Annotated in this window: 16 protein-coding genes; 10 read left to right on the top strand and 6 right to left on the bottom strand. The window is 45.8% G+C overall.

From position 1 onward, the window contains the following. Positions 1-523: 523 nt before the first annotated feature. From K6V26_RS13410 to K6V26_RS13365, 10 genes are all read left to right on the top strand, one after another. A complete protein-coding gene (locus K6V26_RS13410) occupies positions 524-1,942 on the top strand; it encodes an energy transducer TonB (RefSeq protein ID WP_224265584.1) in 1,419 nt (472 codons plus the stop codon). A 19-nt stretch (positions 1,943-1,961) separates the two neighbouring features. After that, positions 1,962-3,377 carry an energy transducer TonB gene (locus K6V26_RS13405; protein ID WP_224265583.1) on the top strand — a complete coding sequence of 472 codons (1,416 nt, stop codon included), beginning with the start codon at positions 1,962-1,964 and terminating at the stop codon, positions 3,375-3,377. A gap of 65 nt (positions 3,378-3,442) precedes the next feature. Next, entirely contained in the window at positions 3,443-4,798 is a 1,356-nt protein-coding gene (locus K6V26_RS13400) for a TonB family protein (protein WP_046147484.1), read from the top strand. 139 nt (positions 4,799-4,937) lie between these two features. Then, a complete protein-coding gene (locus tag K6V26_RS13395; RefSeq protein WP_007658533.1) occupies positions 4,938-5,960 on the top strand; it encodes a sensor histidine kinase in 1,023 nt (340 codons plus the stop codon). Between the two features lie 7 nt (positions 5,961-5,967). Further along, entirely contained in the window at positions 5,968-6,720 is a 753-nt protein-coding gene (locus K6V26_RS13390; RefSeq protein WP_007658531.1) for a LytR/AlgR family response regulator transcription factor, read from the top strand. A gap of 112 nt (positions 6,721-6,832) precedes the next feature. Next, on the top strand, positions 6,833-8,353 hold the full coding sequence (locus K6V26_RS13385; protein ID WP_224265839.1) for a 4Fe-4S binding protein: 1,521 nt from the start codon (positions 6,833-6,835) through the stop codon (positions 8,351-8,353). Between the two features lie 22 nt (positions 8,354-8,375). Then, positions 8,376-9,755: an aldo/keto reductase gene (locus K6V26_RS13380; protein WP_224265582.1), complete on the top strand. Its 1,380-nt coding sequence runs from the start codon at positions 8,376-8,378 to the stop codon at positions 9,753-9,755. A 119-nt stretch (positions 9,756-9,874) separates the two neighbouring features. After that, positions 9,875-10,099 carry a DUF3791 domain-containing protein gene (locus K6V26_RS13375; RefSeq protein ID WP_224265581.1) on the top strand — a complete coding sequence of 75 codons (225 nt, stop codon included), beginning with the start codon at positions 9,875-9,877 and terminating at the stop codon, positions 10,097-10,099. Then, positions 10,096-10,575: a DUF3990 domain-containing protein gene (locus K6V26_RS13370; RefSeq protein ID WP_317197534.1), complete on the top strand. Its 480-nt coding sequence runs from the start codon at positions 10,096-10,098 to the stop codon at positions 10,573-10,575. Before K6V26_RS13375 ends, K6V26_RS13370 begins: the two co-directional genes overlap by 4 nt. Beyond that, positions 10,572-10,793, top strand: coding sequence for a hypothetical protein (locus K6V26_RS13365; protein WP_224265580.1), 222 nt, complete (start codon positions 10,572-10,574; stop codon positions 10,791-10,793). Before K6V26_RS13370 ends, K6V26_RS13365 begins: the two co-directional genes overlap by 4 nt. A gap of 105 nt (positions 10,794-10,898) precedes the next feature. Here K6V26_RS13365 and K6V26_RS13360 read toward each other — a convergent pair whose 3' ends face one another. From K6V26_RS13360 to K6V26_RS13335, 6 genes are all read right to left on the bottom strand, one after another. Further along, a complete protein-coding gene (locus K6V26_RS13360) occupies positions 10,899-11,672 on the bottom strand; it encodes a prephenate dehydrogenase (protein ID WP_007658525.1) in 774 nt (257 codons plus the stop codon). A gap of 183 nt (positions 11,673-11,855) precedes the next feature. Continuing rightward, on the bottom strand, positions 11,856-12,923 hold the full coding sequence (locus tag K6V26_RS13355; RefSeq protein ID WP_007658523.1) for a bifunctional 3-deoxy-7-phosphoheptulonate synthase/chorismate mutase type II: 1,068 nt from the start codon (positions 12,921-12,923) through the stop codon (positions 11,856-11,858). Positions 12,924-12,936: 13 nt separating this feature from the next. After that, positions 12,937-14,127: a pyridoxal phosphate-dependent aminotransferase gene (locus tag K6V26_RS13350; RefSeq protein WP_046147479.1), complete on the bottom strand. Its 1,191-nt coding sequence runs from the start codon at positions 14,125-14,127 to the stop codon at positions 12,937-12,939. Continuing rightward, a complete protein-coding gene (locus tag K6V26_RS13345) occupies positions 14,102-14,947 on the bottom strand; it encodes a prephenate dehydratase (RefSeq protein ID WP_007658519.1) in 846 nt (281 codons plus the stop codon). The genes K6V26_RS13350 and K6V26_RS13345 overlap by 26 nt, the downstream gene beginning before the upstream one ends. A gap of 264 nt (positions 14,948-15,211) precedes the next feature. Next, positions 15,212-16,138 carry a hydrogen peroxide-inducible genes activator gene (locus K6V26_RS13340; RefSeq protein ID WP_007658518.1) on the bottom strand — a complete coding sequence of 309 codons (927 nt, stop codon included), beginning with the start codon at positions 16,136-16,138 and terminating at the stop codon, positions 15,212-15,214. A 189-nt stretch (positions 16,139-16,327) separates the two neighbouring features. Then, a complete protein-coding gene (locus tag K6V26_RS13335; RefSeq protein ID WP_224265579.1) occupies positions 16,328-17,413 on the bottom strand; it encodes an outer membrane beta-barrel protein in 1,086 nt (361 codons plus the stop codon). Positions 17,414-17,423 lie beyond the last annotated feature (10 nt).

The following is a 17,423-nucleotide window of genomic DNA, read 5'->3' as shown; positions in this document are numbered from 1 at the left end:
CTGCTGCAATCAAATAAAATAGCTGCCGCAGCCAATCTATTCGGGGGCAGATAGGGTCGACAAAAAGAGGTTTTTGAAAACTTTATAGTAAGATGTTCCTTGTTCCTTTTACGAGTGTGTCGTAGAAGGAACAAGGAACACACTATACAGAAGTTTCCCAAAAAGCCTTTTTGTCGACCCTATCTGCCCCCGATTCTTAAAACGGGAGTGTAGAATCAATAGAGTATGCTTTGTTATTTCGCTATCTGTCAGGTTGTTAATCTTTCTTTGATAGATTATATCCAAATCCCTTATGGCGGGTTTCTACCTGGTCGTTCGTCAGTCCAATGACGGCAAAAAGAGGCTTTCCATGTCTCTTTTGTTACTCAAAAATGGCGACTTTTAACACTTTTTTTAGTTGATTTATGCTCGTTGTGGTCACGGAATAGCGTGTTTGTTCCGCTATTTGGACATGATTTTGCCGGAGATAAGCATTATCCTTTCTTTAATTCCGTATATTTGGAAACAAATTAAAAAGAGCGGTATGGAGAATTACTATCTTTCACTAGTATGTCTCAGTTGCTTGTGGCTTGTTTCTTCCTGCAATGTCTCCACTTCCCGCAAGCAGACGGATTTAATGCCGACAGACAGTGTCGGTCAGATAACGGGCCGGGAGATGTCTGCACAGGAAGTACCGATACGATTGCTCCATAAACTGGGAGAACTTTATGGAGATAATCCTCCCGGAGTCGTCGGTTTCTCGGTAGAAAGCAAGGATTGTCCCGATTTTATCGGTGGTGTCTATATCAACGACCGGGATACGCTGGTTATCCAGATTAGGGGTGATTCTGCCGCCGTACGTAAACAACTGGAAGAAGTTCTGGATTCGAAAGAGTTTATCGTAGAACCGGCCGGGGCTTACACGCAGAAGGAACTGGCTGTTATTCAGAACAAACTGAGCGAACGATGGGAAGCATTGAAGGAAACGCCTGTTATGCAGAATGTGGTAAGTACAGGTGTTGGAATCAATGACATAGAAATCCGTTTGATGCTTAACACGCCGGAGAAGCGGAAAGAGTTTCGTGAGAAAGTAATGGATTCCCCCGCTTTTCGTTTTACCGGGCCGGAGAAGGTTGCCGAAAATGCAATGGTGGGGGGTAATGATACACGGGGCATATCTCTTCGTCCGGAGTATACGGTTTATCCGACCGATGCGGAGAAGGCTTCTTTTATTTTGTATAACAATAGCGGTGATAAGGTTTATTATGGTAGAGATTATACTATCACCTATGAAGATACGGATGGCGTATGGCGCGGACTGCCTACAGACCGAATCGTAGTCTTGATTGCTTATGGTGCGGAAAATGGGGAGCATAAGACTATTGACGCTTCTCTTTATCCTCAAGTGCATGCGAACCTTCCCGGACGCTATCGTTTTTTTCTTGATGTCACCCTTGGAGACCTTCGTATAGGGGATAACGTACGTCTGATGACAGAATTTGTCCTTTCTGATGATAAACAGGAACTGGCACATGCCACTAAAACTCCCATTCCCGAATATATCCTGCAAGGAATATCTGAACAGGAATATCTGATACAGAAAGAACGTGAACTGGAACAGGAATTAGAGACTAAGGTATTTGTGGTGGTGGAACAAATGCCGGAGTTTCCCGATGGTGGTCAGCCGGGTATGCTGGCGTTTTTAGAGAATGCTGTATCGGAAGAGGTTAGAGCAACTGGCAAGGAAGACCGGATAACTCTTAGCTTTGTTGTTGAGAGGGACGGCTCGTTGAGTAATATCGAGATTCTTCGTTCCAAAGGCGATAAGCAACTGGAAGACGAAGCAATCCGTATCATCCGGAAAATGCCGAAATGGAACCCCGGCAAACAACATGGGAAGATAGTCAGGACGAAATACACCATTCCGGTCACTTTCCGTAAAAAGCAGGCGAGTAATGGATAATCAATAAATCAGATGAGGTATGGAAAATCGACTTCTTTTATCAGTATGTATCGGTGGTCTGTTGTTTGCTTTCTCCTGCAACATCTCCACTTCTCGTAAATTGGCGGACACGATGCCGAAAGACAGTATTTGTGAGACTCCAGCTCACAATATGTCAGACCGGGAAGTCTCTGCCCAGGAAGTTCCGATGCGGCTATTGGATAAGCTGAGTGAACTCTATGGCGATAACCCTCCCGGTGTTATCGGTTTTTCGGTCGAGAGCAAGAATTGCCCCGACTTTATCGGCGGCGTCTATATTAATGACCGGGATACGTTGGTTATCCAAATCAGAGGTGACTCTGCCACTGTCCGTAAACAACTGGAAGAGATATTGGGGTCGAAGGAGTTCGTAGTCGAACCAGGTTTGACCTATACTCAAAAAGAACTTTTAGTAATTAACGAAAAACTGACTGAACGATGGCGGCAACTCGAAAGAACTTCTGTGATGCGTAATGTGAAAAGTACCGGGGTTGGAACACATGCTATCGAGGTATGCCTGATTGTCAATACTCCTGAGAAGCAGAAAGAATTTCGTGAGAAAGTGATGGATTCTCCGGCTTTCCGTTTTACCGGTCCTGAGGTGCCCCCTGTAAATACTACAGTAGGAGTGAACGATATAAAAGGCGTTGCTCTTCGTCCTGAATACACCGTTTATTCAACGGAAACCAAGCTGGTAAAATTTATCTTATACAATCATAGCGGAGGTCCTGTTTGTTGTGGTGCACATTATTATATCACCTATGAAGACGATAAAGATGTCTGGCGCGAACTGCCTATCAATGATTTTGCAGTCGATATCCTTTATGGGGTAGAGAATGGAGATAGTTGGGAGTTTTCTGCTTCTCTTTATCCCGATGTGTATCCGAACCATACCGGACGTTATCGCTTTTTCTATGAGGTTACCGTCGGTGATATGCACGTTGGTGACAAACTGTTGATGATGGCAGATTTTCGCCTGTCGGATAGCAAACAGGAACTGGCACAGGCTACCAAAACTCCTGTTCCCGAAACGGTTCTGGGTGGTTTATCCGAACAGGAATATCGTGAAAAGGAGGAACATTTATTTGCAACGCGGGTATTCACTGTCGTAGAACAAATGCCGGAATTTCCGGATGGCGGTCATTCCGGTCTTTTAAAATTCATTGAGGATAATATCTCGAAAAACATAACAAAAGAAGGACGTGTGGTTGTTTCGTTTGTTGTGGAAAGAAACGGTTCGTTAAGTGATATTCAGGTCATTCGTTCTTCTTCGTATAAAGAACTCGATGACGAAGCAATCCGTATCGTCCGGAAAATGCCGAAATGGATACCGGGCCAGCAGCGTGGTAAACCGGTAAAAGTAAAATATACCGTTCCGGTAGATTTCTATAAAGAAGAAAATAACCGACAAGAATGAGATGGGAGGCATGGGATTTTCTGTATATTTGGAAACCGTATAATATCTAATTGGAGGGCCTGTTTATGCGAATTATAGGATTTCTATTCGTGTACCTGTTTTCGTTGGCCGATTTGGGTGCACAGGTAAAAGACCGGTATCTTGAACTCACTCACGATACTCTTTCTGCCGAAATGGTTGGTACTAACTTCCTGCGTACGACATTTTCTTCCGCTCCGCAGGCTTTCTTTATGAATAAGGATTGCATGGATGATTGTAAAGCCTGGGAAATAGAGCAGTTGGACGATATCTATCGGTTCAAAGCGATTGAGGGCCATCGTCTTTTTCATTATTCTACAGACAGATTATCTGCTAAAACGATGGAAGCACCGGCTGACCGGGAGTTGTACGACCTGCTTTCGAATCTGTTCCGCCGTGCCCTCCTGCTGGCAGAAGATGTAGACGGGTATAGTCTCGGACTGGATGGGTATACCTGTTATTTCGCTTCGACGGATACTTGTGGAAAAGTGAACGTCGCTTTGAAATGGGCACCTGAGGCCGGTTCTTTGTGCCGCGAATTGACCGACCTGGGAGATTCCGTTTACAGCCGGATTGTCAGGAATGAGACTGATTGGGCTTTGACGAAGCAGGTTGCTGCCGCCCTTTTGGAGAAGTTGGAAAAAGAACCTGTCGATACAGTCCGTAATCCGGTTTATCGTGGCATCTGGCAGCTGGGATTACAACTGAAAAATCCGGTGGAGTTAAGTGAGGTGCCTCAATTTCCGGGTTTTGTAGATATTGAAAAGTATTTTTATGATAAGATGGAGTATCCTGTAGATATGTTAAAAGCAAATAGGGGAGGTTACGCCGTTTGCCAGTTTACGATAGACACAATGGGGATGGCAAAAGATGTTTTCACGCTGGAAAGTAGTGAGCCGGCCTGTGAAAAAGAGGTAAAGCGTCTGATAAATACAATGTCGCATTGGCTTCCGGCCTATGATAAAGCCGGCAAACGGGTGGAATGTATGTACGCTGTTTATGTCTCGTTTCGTCCGCAACATCATTATACCCGGCAGAAAATACGCGAAGCATGGGATAAACAGAAAGAACAGCTGTTTGTCGATTATGAATCGATGCCGGAGTTTCCCGGCGGTAGTGCTGCCTGTTTAGAGTTTATCAGGAAACATCTACAATATCCTTCTTCGTATATCGGTTCGAATAAGAATGTGAGGGTTACTTGTACATTTACTATAAATACGTATGGAGAGTTGGAGGATATTGAAGTTGTTCGTGGTAGCAATATTCCTGTATTTGATGAAGAGGCTTTGCGGGTACTTCGGCTTATGCCACGTTGGAAACCGGCTGTCGGTTACTATCAGCAACCTCGTTTTATGAAATGTCGATATACTGTTCCTGTTATATTTACAGACCCGGGGAAATAAGAAATTAGTCAAAACGCCTCTTCCGGTATTCTGACAGTGATTTTCTTTTCGTCTTCACGCTGCTTTTTTTCGTTTTCCTACCTGGGGATTGTGAAGTGCCGATTATTTTGTTTTTCTTTGTTACAGGAAATAAGATGCTATGGATTCGTTTGATACCTATATTGCCCGGAGACTTCCGCTGGTCAGCTTGATTAGTACGGTTTTTATCATATACCCAAACATCGCCTGTATCCCCTGGGAGTTGAAATATGTGGAGGGGACTGGCGTTACCGGTCTTCTTTCCTTTTTTGTGTATCGCTTCCTTTTCTTCTGGGGATTAATCAGTTTGCTGATACGCTATAATCTGAAGAAGATGCCGGCTACCCTGTTCAAGCAACGGCTGATGCGTAACTTCCTGTTTTCTTTTATCGCTTACCTGCTTTATGCCTCCATATCGTACGGGGTTTCTTCTTTGGGTATTCATACGGATGCTTTGGGCAGTATTCTGATATTCCAGTTCTTCGTGACATGCTTTCTCTGTACGTTTATCGGATATATTTCCATGTTGTATTCCCGGCAGCGGGAGAAGGAGTCGGAGATAGAGCGTTTGCGTTTTGAAAATCTGCAAAGCCGCTGCGATGCACTGGCCAACCAGATTAATCCGCATTTCTTTTTTAATTCGCTGAACGGCATCTCTTCATTGATTCGTAAAAAGGATGACGAAAAGACGCTGATGTATGTCCATCAGTTGTCCGATATCTTCCGCTATATCCTTCAGAGTGACCGGAAAGGGTTGGTCTCATTGCGGGAAGAGCTGGAGTTTATGCTGTCTTTCCAGTATGTTATGGAAGTACGTTTTGCGAATAAACTGACCTTTTCAGTCCGGGTGGAAGAAGAACGGAAAGATTTGTTGATGCTGCCTGTTCTGTCTTTGCTGCCTCTGGTGGATAACGTGGTTGTCCATAACAGGATAGACAGCGAACATAAAATGGAAATCTCAATCGTGCTGAACGAACAGGACGAACTGGTCGTATCGAACCCGGTCTATCCGAAGCTGTCCGCTCCCGATACCAACGGAACAGGACTTGCGAACCTGGAGAGCCGTTTTACTTTGTTAATGAATAAACAGATACGGATAGAATCGACAGAAGAAACTTTCCGCGTCTGTCTCCCTTTAAAATGATACTTGTATGAACGTGTTGATTGTAGAAGACGAAACAGCAGCTTACGAAAACCTGGTGGATATATTGATGGAGGTTGCCCCGGATATACAGATTGCCGGGAATACCGAAAGTGTCACCCAGACCGTCCACTGGCTTCAGTCGAACCCGGCTCCGGAGTTGATATTTATGGATATACACCTGTCCGACGGTTCGGCCTTCAATATCTTTGATAAAATAGAACTTGAAACGCCTATCGTTTTCACGACGGCTTACGACCGGTATGCGATAGAAGCCTTTAAAGTGAACAGCATCGACTATCTGCTGAAACCGATTAAGGTCGAAGATATCAGGCATGCTTTGGATAAATACGGCAAACTGAACCGGCAGGATATTCTCCAATACCTGTCACAGCTAACCCGGCTGGTCCCTGCCCCTAAATACAAGGATAAATTGCTGGTCCCTTATAAGGACAAGCTCTTGCCGGTCAACCTGAAGGATGTTTCCTGCTTTTACACATCCGGCAAAAATACCTCCATCTATCTGAAAGACGGAGCCAGTTACCCGTATTCCCGGACATTGGAACAGATAATGCCGTCCCTTAATCCGGCTGATTTTACCCGGGCGAACAAACAGTTCATCATAAACAGGGACAGTATATCCAACATCACTATCTGGTTCGACAGCCGTCTGCTGGTGACGCTCGATGTGGAGGTTCCCGAACGTATCTATGTCAGCAAGAATAAAGCATCCGAGTTTAAAGCGTGGCTGGTAAATGATTGACCGGCATTTCGCGATTATTCCCTTTTTTTTCGTTTTGACGAGACGTCTGTATCTTTTATATTAAAAATCCGGCATATTTGTACCGGATTATTAATCAATAATAGGATACATGATGTTACGAAAAATCAGACTGATAGCGGCTACCTTATGTTTCGTGCTTATCACTCTACTGTTCCTCGACTTTACAGGGACGTTGCACGGATGGTTCGGGTGGCTGGCTAAAATTCAGTTCTTACCCGCCGTGTTGGCATTGAATGTGGGTGTTGTGTTATTTTTAGTCCTTCTGACGCTGGCTTTCGGACGTGTTTACTGCTCGGTGATTTGTCCATTGGGCGTTTTTCAGGATGTTATTGCGCGGATTGGCAGGAGAGGGAAGAAGTTGCCTTATTCTTATTCGCCGGCGTTGTCCTGGTTACGTTACGGAGTATTGTTCGTTTTTGTGCTGGCGTTGGTTGCGGGGGTAGGCTCTCTGGTTGCTTTGCTGGCTCCTTACAGTGCGTATGGGCGTATCGCTAATAATTTGTTTCAGCCGCTTTGGATGTGGGGGAATAATTTATTTGCTTATCTGGCGGCACGGGTGGAGAGTTATGCTTTTTATGAGGTGGATGTATGGATGAAGAGTCTGCCGACATTTTTGGCGGCTTTGGCTACGCTGGTGGTTCTTGTCGTATTGGCCTGGCGTAATGGGCGTACTTATTGCAATACGATTTGTCCGGTTGGTACGGTGTTGGGTTTTATCTCCCGTTATTCTTTGTATCGTGTCACGATAGATACGGATAAATGTAACAGTTGCGGCCTTTGTGCCCGCCAGTGTAAAGCAGCTTGCATCAACAGCAAGGAACATAAAATCGATGGCAGCCGTTGCGTAGCCTGTATGAATTGCCTGGACGCCTGTCGTAAGAATGCGCTAACCTACGCACCGGTATGGAAAACGAAGAAACAGGCAACCGGCACGGAGAAACCTGAACTGGAAGATAAAACGAACCTTTCCCGTCGCCGGGCCTTGTCGGCAACAGCTCTGGTTATGATGGGGAGTGCCCTGAAAGCCCAGGAGAAAAAGGGGGAAGAGGTTATCATGAAAAGAGACGGGGGACTGGCACCTATCAAAGAACGGAAAGAACAGGAAAAACTGACGGCGATTGTCCCTCCCGGAGCATTGAGCATACGGAATATGAGGCAGCATTGCACGGCCTGCCAGCTTTGTATCTCTGTTTGCCCGAATCATGTCCTGCGTCCTTCCGGCGATTTGATGACATTGATGCAGCCGGAGATGTCTTATGAGCGGGGCTATTGCCGTCCCGAATGTACAAAGTGTTCCGAAGTCTGTCCGGCAGGAGCCATCAAGCCGATAACGAAAGCTGATAAATCATCTGTCCAGATAGGACATGCCGTATGGGTGAAAGCGAACTGTATCCCGCTGACCGACGGTGTCGAATGCGGTAACTGTTCCCGGCATTGTCCGACGAATGCGATAGAAATGGTTGCATCTGATGCGGATAATCCGAAATCCCTGAAGATACCGGTCATTAATACCGAACGTTGCATCGGCTGCGGTGCCTGCGAACATCTCTGCCCGTCGCGCCCGTTTACGGCTATCTATGTGGAAGGGCATGAAAGACATCGAGTTATTTAATCCGTTTTTAAAGAATAGACCTATGAAGAATCAACATATCAATCGCCGCGATTTTCTGAATATCGTAGGCATCACGGCGGCAACTACTACGGCGGCACTCTATGGCTGTGCCCCGAAAGACCAGAGAGGTTCCGGAAGCAAAGCCTCTTCGCCTGTTCCGACCGACCAGATGACTTACCGCACATTCCCCGGACTGGGGGATAAAGTGTCCCTGCTGGGCTATGGTTGTATGCGCTGGCCGACTATCCCTTCACCTGACGGGAAAGGCGACTTGATTGACCAGGATGCTGTCAACGAACTGGTGGATTATGCCATCGCCCATGGGGTGAACTATTTCGATACGTCACCCGTTTATGTGCAGGGCTGGTCGGAAAAGGCTACGGGGATTGCTCTTAGCTGGCATCCCCGGGACTCGTATTATCTGGCTACCAAATTGTCGAATTTCTCGAACTATACGCGTGAAAACTCGATGGCGATGTACCGCCGTTCATTCAGCGAGTTGCAAACCGATTATCTGGATTATTATCTGCTCCACTCCATCGGTGGCGGCCAGGGAATGAAGACATTCAACGACCGCTATGTCGATAACGGAATGTTGGATTTCCTTATGAAAGAGCGGGAAGCGGGGCGTATCCGCCATCTGGGTTGGTCGTTTCATGGAACGTCGGACGTTTTCGATGAGGTGCTGGCTATGCACGATACCGTTCATTGGGATTTCGTGCAGATACAGCTGAACTATGTCGACTGGCGGCATGCGACAGGTAGGAATGTGAATGCCGAATATCTTTATCAGGAGTTGGAAAAGCGGAATATCCCTGCGATTATCATGGAACCGTTACTGGGTGGCCGCCTGTCGAATGTGCCCCAGCATATCGTTACCCGGTTGAAACAACGCCGCCCCGAAGATAGTGTCGCCTCATGGGCTTTCCGTTTTGCCGGTTCACCCGAACTGGTGCTGACGGCTTTGAGCGGCATGACGTATATGGAGCATTTGCAGGATAATATCCGCACGTATTCCCCGCTTATTCCGCTGACAGATGAGGATAAGGACTTTCTGGAAGAGACTGCGCAACTGATGATTAAATATCCGACAATCCCTTGCAACGACTGCAAATACTGTATGCCGTGCCCGTATGCGATAGATATTCCGGCCGTGCTTCTTCATTATAATAAATGTGTGAATGAAGGAAATGTTCCGAAAAGCCGGACGGATGAAAACTACCGCGAAGCCCGTCGTGCCTTCCTGGTCGGCTATGACCGCAGCGTTCCGAAACTGCGCCAGGCAGACCATTGTGTCGGTTGTGACCAGTGTAACGAGCATTGCCCGCAAGCCATCGACATACCAAAAGAGTTACGCCGCATCGACCAGTTTGTGGAACAGTTGAAACAGGAGACGTTGTAAGGTGGTTTTAGGTTTGTCCTAATCTACGATAGGCTATAAAAAATTAAGAGGAAGGATGATACGAAGGTGTATAGTTTTTTATTATCTTTGTTTTCAGTAGAACTATTTATTAGACAGTGATGAACAAACAACAGCAAAATCGTGTAACTTACATTATCTATTGTATCAATGCTTTTGCCGAACGTTATAAGTTGAGTGCAAAACAAGCTTTTGCCTACCTGCAACGATTCAAAGGGCTTGTTTTTTTGGATGAATGTTATGAAGCCGAGCACCAGCTTTCGCTTAGCGATACCGTTGATGATCTCTCTGTTATCTGTAAACGAAACGGAGGAGCATTAGGATGATTACACTTTATCACGGATCGAATATCGTGATCGAATCTGTTGATTTGGAACGATGTAGTCCGAATAAAGATTTCGGACAAGGTTTCTATTTGACCGATATAGAGGAACAGGCCAGACAAATGGCTATTCGCCGGGTTCGTATTGCTGGTGAAGGGGTACCGGAAGTGACAGCGTATACCTTTGATGAATCGTTACTTTATACAACAGAGTTAGGCGTGAAGATATTTAATATACCGTGTGAGGAGTGGGCTTTATTTGTTATGGCTAACCGTGAAGCAGGACGTACTAATTATCATCATGATTATGATATTGTTGTCGGTCCTGTTGCTGATGATGGTGTAGCTTTCCAATTAGAGCGTTACGCGCGGCAGATGATTTCGATGGAAACGTTGGTAAATGAACTGACATTCCGTAAACTGAACCGGCAATATTTTTTCGGAACTGAACGAGCAATATCTAAATTACAGAAATTATGAATAATGAAGTCCGCTTTTTGATAGATGCACTTATAGAACGATTGGTATTGTTAGTGATGGATGATTTTAAACTTTCGTTGCTGGATGCATTGAGTCTGGTATATAATTCTCAGCTTTATGAGAAGATAACTGATCTAGAAACAGGACTGTATTATCAAAGTGCTTTATATAATTATGAGTTGCTCCGCAAAGAAATAACACTTGGAAAGATAGCATAATTTTGTAACAGTCTTTGCTAAGGTTTCTTTTCCAATACTATTGTTATTAACCAATTTCCCTTCCAATACGGTTTTATAGGTAGGGGAATTGGTTAAATAATATACTTATTCTATATTCTTACGAATCTTAGTCAGATACCCCTTCATCGCTTCGGAGTCTTTGTCTTTGATGATATCTTGCAGGATATTCAATTCCTCCTGTATCCGTGAAATCTGTTTCGGAGTGCGTGGATTGAAGAGAATTTCTGTCAATAGATAATCATCTTCGGACAGCAAGCCGCGTGCAATTTTCATATGACGTTTGAAGGTCGTACCCGGAGCATCCTGATGCTTCATGATGGCTGCAAAAACCATTGTTGAGGCGAACGGAATACCTAAAGAGTAGGCAACCACCTTGTCATGTTCTTCAAATGTATATTCGCGGATATTCAGGCGCAGGCTTGAATAGATATCCTTGAAGAAAATCTTACCCAGGTGGTCACCTTCGGAAATGATAATCGTGTTTTCTTTTTCCAGATTTCCCAGGTTGGCGAAAGTAGGACCGAACATCGGGTGGGTGGAGACATACGGGAAACCGCAGGTTTCGTAAAACTCTTTCAGGTGGGTTTTTACGGAAGCTATGTCTGAGATAATGCAATAGGGTTGCAGATAAGGCAGAACCGCTTTGAATGCTTCGATCGTGTAGTTCAGTGTTACACAGTTGATAACCAATTCAGGAGCAAACTCTGCTACCTCTTCGGGCTTTTGCAGGCGAAGGGCGTTGTAGATGAAACGCATCCGTTTCGGATCGTTTTCCAATACAGCCACTTCATGGTCGAAACTCAGCAGGTCGGTGAAGAAAGAACCCATCTTTCCGGCACCTAATATTAATATTTTCATTGTCTTATTTTGTTGATAAATTATTTCCGGCGGGTTGTTTTTGTTCTTCCGCTTTCACAACGACTTTGTGACGCCCGCCACAACACCCTTTTGGTGTCCGTCACAACGACCTTGTGATGCTCGTCACAAAACCCTTGTGATGCCCGTCACAAGGTCGTTGTGCAAAATCTGTGTGCAGTTTTGTTACTCATTCATGATAATCATCTGCTGGCGAACAGACTCTTCGTGGATCTCTTTCAGGATTTCTTTTACAAAGTCCGTGTTCAGGTCCATCGTCTGTCCCATATCCGAACGTTTTTCCAGGATTTCGCTGTAACGCGGTGACTGGAGGATGGGCATGTTATGTTCCTTTTTATACACACCGATTTCGCGGGAGATACGCATACGTTTAGCCAGCAGTTCGAGCAGTTGCTCGTCGATACCGTCGATCTGGCGGCGCAGTTCTGCCAGGTTTTCTGTTGTCTGTGTCTCGTTACGGATAACCAGCAGGTTGACAACATAATCCAGTACATCCGGAGTGATCTGCTGGGAAGCGTCGCTCCATGCACAATCCGGACAAGGATGCGATTCGATCATCAGGCCGTCGAAGCTCAGGTCCATTGCCTGCTGAGACAGCGGAGCGATCAGTTCGCGCTTACCACCGATATGGCTGGGATCACAGAAGATCGGCAGGTTCGGCATACGGCGGCGAAGTTCGATAGGTATATGCCACAACGGCAGGTTGCGGTACATTTTCTTATCGTATGAACTGAATCCGCGGTGGATAGCACCCAGTCTGCGGATACCTGCACCATACAGACGTTCGAAAGCACCAATCCATAATTCCAGGTCCGGGTTGACCGGATTCTTGATCAGAACAGGTATATCTACACCTTTCAAAGCATCTGCGATTTCCTGTACGGCGAACGGGTTAACGGTGGTACGTGCACCGATCCACAGGATATCTATTCCGGCTTTCAACGCTTCGAATACATGGTCTTTTGTGGCTACTTCGGTAGCTACATACATACCTGTTTCTTTCTTTACACGTTTCAACCACTGCAAGCCTTCGGCTCCGATACCTTCGAATCCTCCCGGTTTAGTACGGGGTTTCCAGATTCCGGCACGGAATATTTTAACGCCTTTTGATGCCAGCTGATGGGCTGCGTCCATTACTTGTTCTTCTGTTTCGGCACTGCACGGGCCCGAGATGATGATAGGACGCTGTGGGTCTACACCGGGTAATAAGATTGATTCTAATTCCATTTCCATGATCGTATAATTTTCAATTTTTAATTTTCAATTCTTTAATTCTCATAAGTGCTTCCTGTAATGCTTCGTTCTTGCAGCAAAGTGAGATACGGACGTAACGTTCGCCACAGCTTCCGAAGATAAATCCGGGGGTAATGAAAACGTTGGCTTCATACAATACCTTGTTTGCCAGGGCTTCGCTGCCTTCTGCTTCTGCCGGGATCTTTCCCCAGAGGAACATGCCAACCTGATTTTCGTCGTAGGTACAACCGATGGCGTGCATGATTTGTCCGGCCAGGTCGCGGCGGCTACGATAGGTACGGTTCATATTGTCATACCATTCTTTCGGCGCTTTCAATGCTTCCACAGCTGCATGCTGCATCGGTTTGAACTGGCCGGAGTCGATGTTGCTCTTCACTTTCAATATCCATTGAACGAACTGGGCGTTCGAGGCCAGCATTGCCATACGCCATCCCGGCATATTGTGCGCCTTACTCATCGAATTCATTTCGATACAGATATCTTTAGCTCCCGGAACACTCAGGATACTTAACGGCTGGTCGTTCAGGATGAAACTGTAAGGATTGTCGTTACAGATAATGATACCGTGTTTACGTCCGAAAGCAACCAGCTTTTCAAAAAGTTCCCTGCTGGCGTTTGCTCCGGTAGGCATGTTCGGATAGTTGACCCACATCAGCTTTACGTTGGAAAGGTCCATCTTTTCCAATGCCTCGAAATCCGGCTGCCATCCTAATTCTTCTTTCAGCTCATAAGGAATTAGATTTGCCTGTACCAGCTTGCTGACAGAGCTATAAGTCGGATAACCGGGATTGGGAACCAATACGCCATCGCCCGGATTCAGGAATGCCAGTGAGATATGCAGGATACCTTCTTTGGAACCGATCAACGGTTGTATCTCTGTTTTCGGGTCCAGTTCAACTCCATACCATGTCTGATACCAGTCGGCGAAACCTTTACGCAGTTCGGGGATACCCACATACGGTTGGTAACCATGCTCATTCGCATTATGTGCATGTTCGCACAATGTCTCGATGGTCTGTTCCGAAGGAGGCAGATCAGGGCTACCTACGCCCAGGCTGATCACATTCTTGCCTGCGGCATTCATTTCGGCTACTTCTTTCAGTTTCTTTGAGAAGTAGTATTCCTGTACGCTGCCTACACGGTCAGCGGGTGTGATGTTACACACTTTGTTTTCCTTCTGCATATTCGCCTAAAATTTTTAAGTCCTTTGTTAATGGAGTGATGGCATCCAATGCCTGTCTGTATCTTGTATAATCAGTAAATGTCAGGTCTATATAGAACAAATACTCCCATTCGCGGCCGATGATCGGTAACGATTGTATTTTAGAAAGATTCATGTCGTAAAAAGAAAGAATGGAGAGGACTTTGGAAAGACTGCCGGAGGTGTGGGGAAGAGCGAAAACTAACGAAGATTTGTTGATGTCTGATTTTTCAAGAAGATCTTCAGCCGTCCAGCGGTCTGCTATGGCAAGGAAGCGGGTGAAGTTTCGTTTGTTGGTCTCTATCCCTTCGGCCAGTATTTCCATCTTGTAGATTTGGGCGGCCAGTTTCCCGCAAATAGCAGCGTGTCCTTCCAGATTATTCTCGGCAATCCATCGGGCACTCATCGCCGTATCTTCTTTCTCAACCACCTTGGCATTCGGCAAGGTATCGAGGAAGTCGGTACACTGCATAAGCGCAATAGGGTGGGAGTTGACTTCCGTGACATCGTGTATCGATGTTCCCGGCAGTGCAACAAGCGAGTGCGAGATGCGCAGTTTGTATTCGCCGATCACTCTCAGTCCGCTTTCGCGAATCAGTTCATGATTTTGCAGCAAGCTCCCTGCAATAGTATTCTCGATGGCCATCAGTCCCAACAAAGACGGGTCTTTCTTAATGGCTGAAATAACATCTCTGAATGTATTGCATCCAACAATTTCAATATCTTCACCTTCATAGAAGCTACGGGCTGCGATGTCGTGATACGAACCGGCTATTCCCTGAATTGCTACTTTCTTTTTCATCTTTCTAATTTATTGTCACAAAAAAAAGTCCCACCGAAACCGGCAGGACTTTATATTGTTTATTGATACATATTTTCTATCATCAACGCTTTACATACAAATTCCTGCCTTCACTCTGCTAAAGTAAAAGTAATAAAAGAAATATGTAAAGCTAAATCGATTCATTTGTCTCGTTTGTTTTTAAATACGCAGCAAAAGTAACGCTTTTTTGGAAACTACAAGCAAAAAGTAATAATTTTTTTTGTTAAGCGATAAAAATAATGTTCAGACGACTTTTAATCCGGCTTGCAGCGTCAACATCTCTTTGGGTACAGACTTCTTGATGCTCTCGATCAACATACCGGCAATGGTATGACGGATAAAGTCTTTCCGTGTGATCCAGACGATTTCGCGTGCCGGTTTAGGAATGGCAAAAGGACGTACCAGTTTTTTCTGATCTTCGCTGAGTTGCAGGGTTGCCAGTTCCGGAATGAAAGTGACGCCATTGCCGCTTTCTACCATGCGCATAAATGTTTCCAGGCTTCCCAGACGGTAAGCGGCCTGGCGCAGTTTTACCTTTTCCATCTGGCAGAAACGCATTAACTGGTCGCGGAAACAGTGACCTTCATCCAGCAACCAGAGATGTTCGTCGCTGATATCTGCCGTACGGATCATATCTTTCTTGAATACCGGATCATTTTTAGCCACATATCCGAAGAACTGCTCATAATATAATGTATCGCCTTGTATCTGGTTTTCTGTGGGTTGGTTGGCGATGATGGCTGCATCTATCTCGCCATTCAGGATTGCGGCCATAGTGGGAGCCGTTTTCATTTCAAGGATGCGAATATCCAGCTCCGGATGTTTTTCAGACAACTGCTGGAAAAAACGGGGTAGCAGGTAAGGAGCGATCGTCGGAAGTACTGCCAGCCGGAACGTCCCTTTCAACGATTGTTCTTCTTCATTGACAATGTCTTTAATAAGGGAAGCCTGATAAAGAACGGTACGAGCCTGGTCGATCACCTTACGTCCGGCGGGGGTAGGGCAGACCGGCTGCATATTCCGGTCGAATAATTTAATGCCAAGTTCGTCTTCCAGTTTTTGTATCATCATACTGAGCGTAGGTTGTGTTACTCTGCAATGTTCTGCTGCTTTTGCGAAGTGGCGGTATGTATCTACTGCCAGGATGTACTCGAGTTGTTGTATATTCATAATGCTTTCAGTTTTTATCTATGGGCTTTCGTGAACATTGTTCGGTTTGTTATAGATAAATGCAAAGGTAGAAAATATATGGTAGCTTTTCTAATCTTCTTTTGTATAATAATGAGATAAACGAAAAGGCCGGAAATCATCTTCCGGCCTTCATCGCTTTTAATAGATTAAAGATCACCGATTGACCTTTTAATTCAATTTAAACCTAACCCCAAATTTTACCCCGAAAGACATAACCTTCACTTTATCTGTTACGTTTGAATTCATCATGCCATTATAAGGAATACCCTTTCCTACCGTCATGTTCCCATCCGGATGATAAGATGCAGGAGTGGCTAATAGCCCCTGGTCTTTCTTTTTCTTCATGTTGGTGAAACCGTAGTCGATGTAGCCGCCCAACAACAGGTCGGTGTCTTCGCCCAGGGTGAACAGGAAACCGAGTTCGGCAGTTCCGGCTACGCCCAGTTTCAGTTTGTTCTTTCCGCTCCAGTCCAGCTCGCGGCCGGGATCGTTGATCGTGCCGAAGCCGTGGTGAGGAACAGGCGCCTCCGATGGAGAACCCACGTCGGAAGGGATATGGGGGTAGTAACCCGAAACATTCAGTTCGCTGGCTGTATTGCCTTCGACCTTGTATTTGGCTTTGACCGGAATCTGCAACTTCACTCCCAGGCCGGCGTACATGCCCCATTTTTCCTCTTCGCCGAAATGGGTCTGGTACATTGCCAACAGCGGAATATCCAGCAGGAAGGCGGTCTGCTTCTCTTCCAGGTTCTTCAACCGGGCACGCAGTTCGAACTCACGCGGGTGGCCGGAGAAGTCATCGTCGTCGGTCATATTGCCCAGTTTCATGTATTTATCGTCGGACATATCACCTGTCAATTTGCCTGTCGTTGCATAACGGGAGATACCTACCCCCGTCGAGAAACCCCAATGACGGTTGAAGAAGTAGCTGTAACGGAGATCTATTTCATACCCCAGTTTAGCGTTGCGCTTGCCTTTCTCTTCAAAACCTTCGATCTGGTAGTTCAGCTTGTAACGGAAGGAAGAGGAGCCGACACCGCCCGATACCGTCAGGTAAGAGGTCTTCGTTGTATCTTTCTTTTCCTCCCGGTAGTCCTCGCGGTATTCCTGACGCTGGCGCTGTTGCTGCTGGCCGTTGTTATACTGGCTACGCTCTCTGCCACCCGTTCCTTGCTGGGCCGAAACGGTGGTGGCAAGGCAGCCTGCTGCGAATAAAAAGATTGTTTTCTTTATGTTTGAAATTATTGTTGACATATCTGTTAGC

The organism is Parabacteroides goldsteinii, from assembly GCF_020091425.1.
Taxonomy (GTDB): domain Bacteria; phylum Bacteroidota; class Bacteroidia; order Bacteroidales; family Tannerellaceae; genus Parabacteroides; species Parabacteroides goldsteinii.
The sequence above is the reverse complement of the archived record's forward strand: the minus strand, read 5'-3'. Positions and strand labels throughout refer to the sequence as shown.

What these genes read in the sequence shown, in the direction of transcription:
- K6V26_RS13360 (WP_007658525.1), bottom strand. Translation starts at nt 11,672, where the DNA reads ATGAAAATATTAATATTAGGTGCCGGAAAGATGGGTTCTTTCTTCACC.
- K6V26_RS13395 (WP_007658533.1), top strand. Translation starts at nt 4,938, where the DNA reads ATGGATTCGTTTGATACCTATATTGCCCGGAGACTTCCGCTGGTCAGC.
- K6V26_RS13390 (WP_007658531.1), top strand. Translation starts at nt 5,968, where the DNA reads ATGAACGTGTTGATTGTAGAAGACGAAACAGCAGCTTACGAAAACCTG.
- K6V26_RS13375 (WP_224265581.1), top strand. Translation starts at nt 9,875, where the DNA reads ATGAACAAACAACAGCAAAATCGTGTAACTTACATTATCTATTGTATC.
- K6V26_RS13365 (WP_224265580.1), top strand. Translation starts at nt 10,572, where the DNA reads ATGAATAATGAAGTCCGCTTTTTGATAGATGCACTTATAGAACGATTG.
- K6V26_RS13410 (WP_224265584.1), top strand. Translation starts at nt 524, where the DNA reads ATGGAGAATTACTATCTTTCACTAGTATGTCTCAGTTGCTTGTGGCTT.
- K6V26_RS13350 (WP_046147479.1), bottom strand. Translation starts at nt 14,127, where the DNA reads ATGCAGAAGGAAAACAAAGTGTGTAACATCACACCCGCTGACCGTGTA.
- K6V26_RS13370 (WP_317197534.1), top strand. Translation starts at nt 10,096, where the DNA reads ATGATTACACTTTATCACGGATCGAATATCGTGATCGAATCTGTTGAT.
- K6V26_RS13385 (WP_224265839.1), top strand. Translation starts at nt 6,833, where the DNA reads ATGTTACGAAAAATCAGACTGATAGCGGCTACCTTATGTTTCGTGCTT.
- K6V26_RS13400 (WP_046147484.1), top strand. Translation starts at nt 3,443, where the DNA reads ATGCGAATTATAGGATTTCTATTCGTGTACCTGTTTTCGTTGGCCGAT.
- K6V26_RS13335 (WP_224265579.1), bottom strand. Translation starts at nt 17,413, where the DNA reads ATGTCAACAATAATTTCAAACATAAAGAAAACAATCTTTTTATTCGCA.
- K6V26_RS13380 (WP_224265582.1), top strand. Translation starts at nt 8,376, where the DNA reads ATGAAGAATCAACATATCAATCGCCGCGATTTTCTGAATATCGTAGGC.
- K6V26_RS13340 (WP_007658518.1), bottom strand. Translation starts at nt 16,138, where the DNA reads ATGAATATACAACAACTCGAGTACATCCTGGCAGTAGATACATACCGC.
- K6V26_RS13355 (WP_007658523.1), bottom strand. Translation starts at nt 12,923, where the DNA reads ATGGAAATGGAATTAGAATCAATCTTATTACCCGGTGTAGACCCACAG.
- K6V26_RS13405 (WP_224265583.1), top strand. Translation starts at nt 1,962, where the DNA reads ATGGAAAATCGACTTCTTTTATCAGTATGTATCGGTGGTCTGTTGTTT.
- K6V26_RS13345 (WP_007658519.1), bottom strand. Translation starts at nt 14,947, where the DNA reads ATGAAAAAGAAAGTAGCAATTCAGGGAATAGCCGGTTCGTATCACGAC.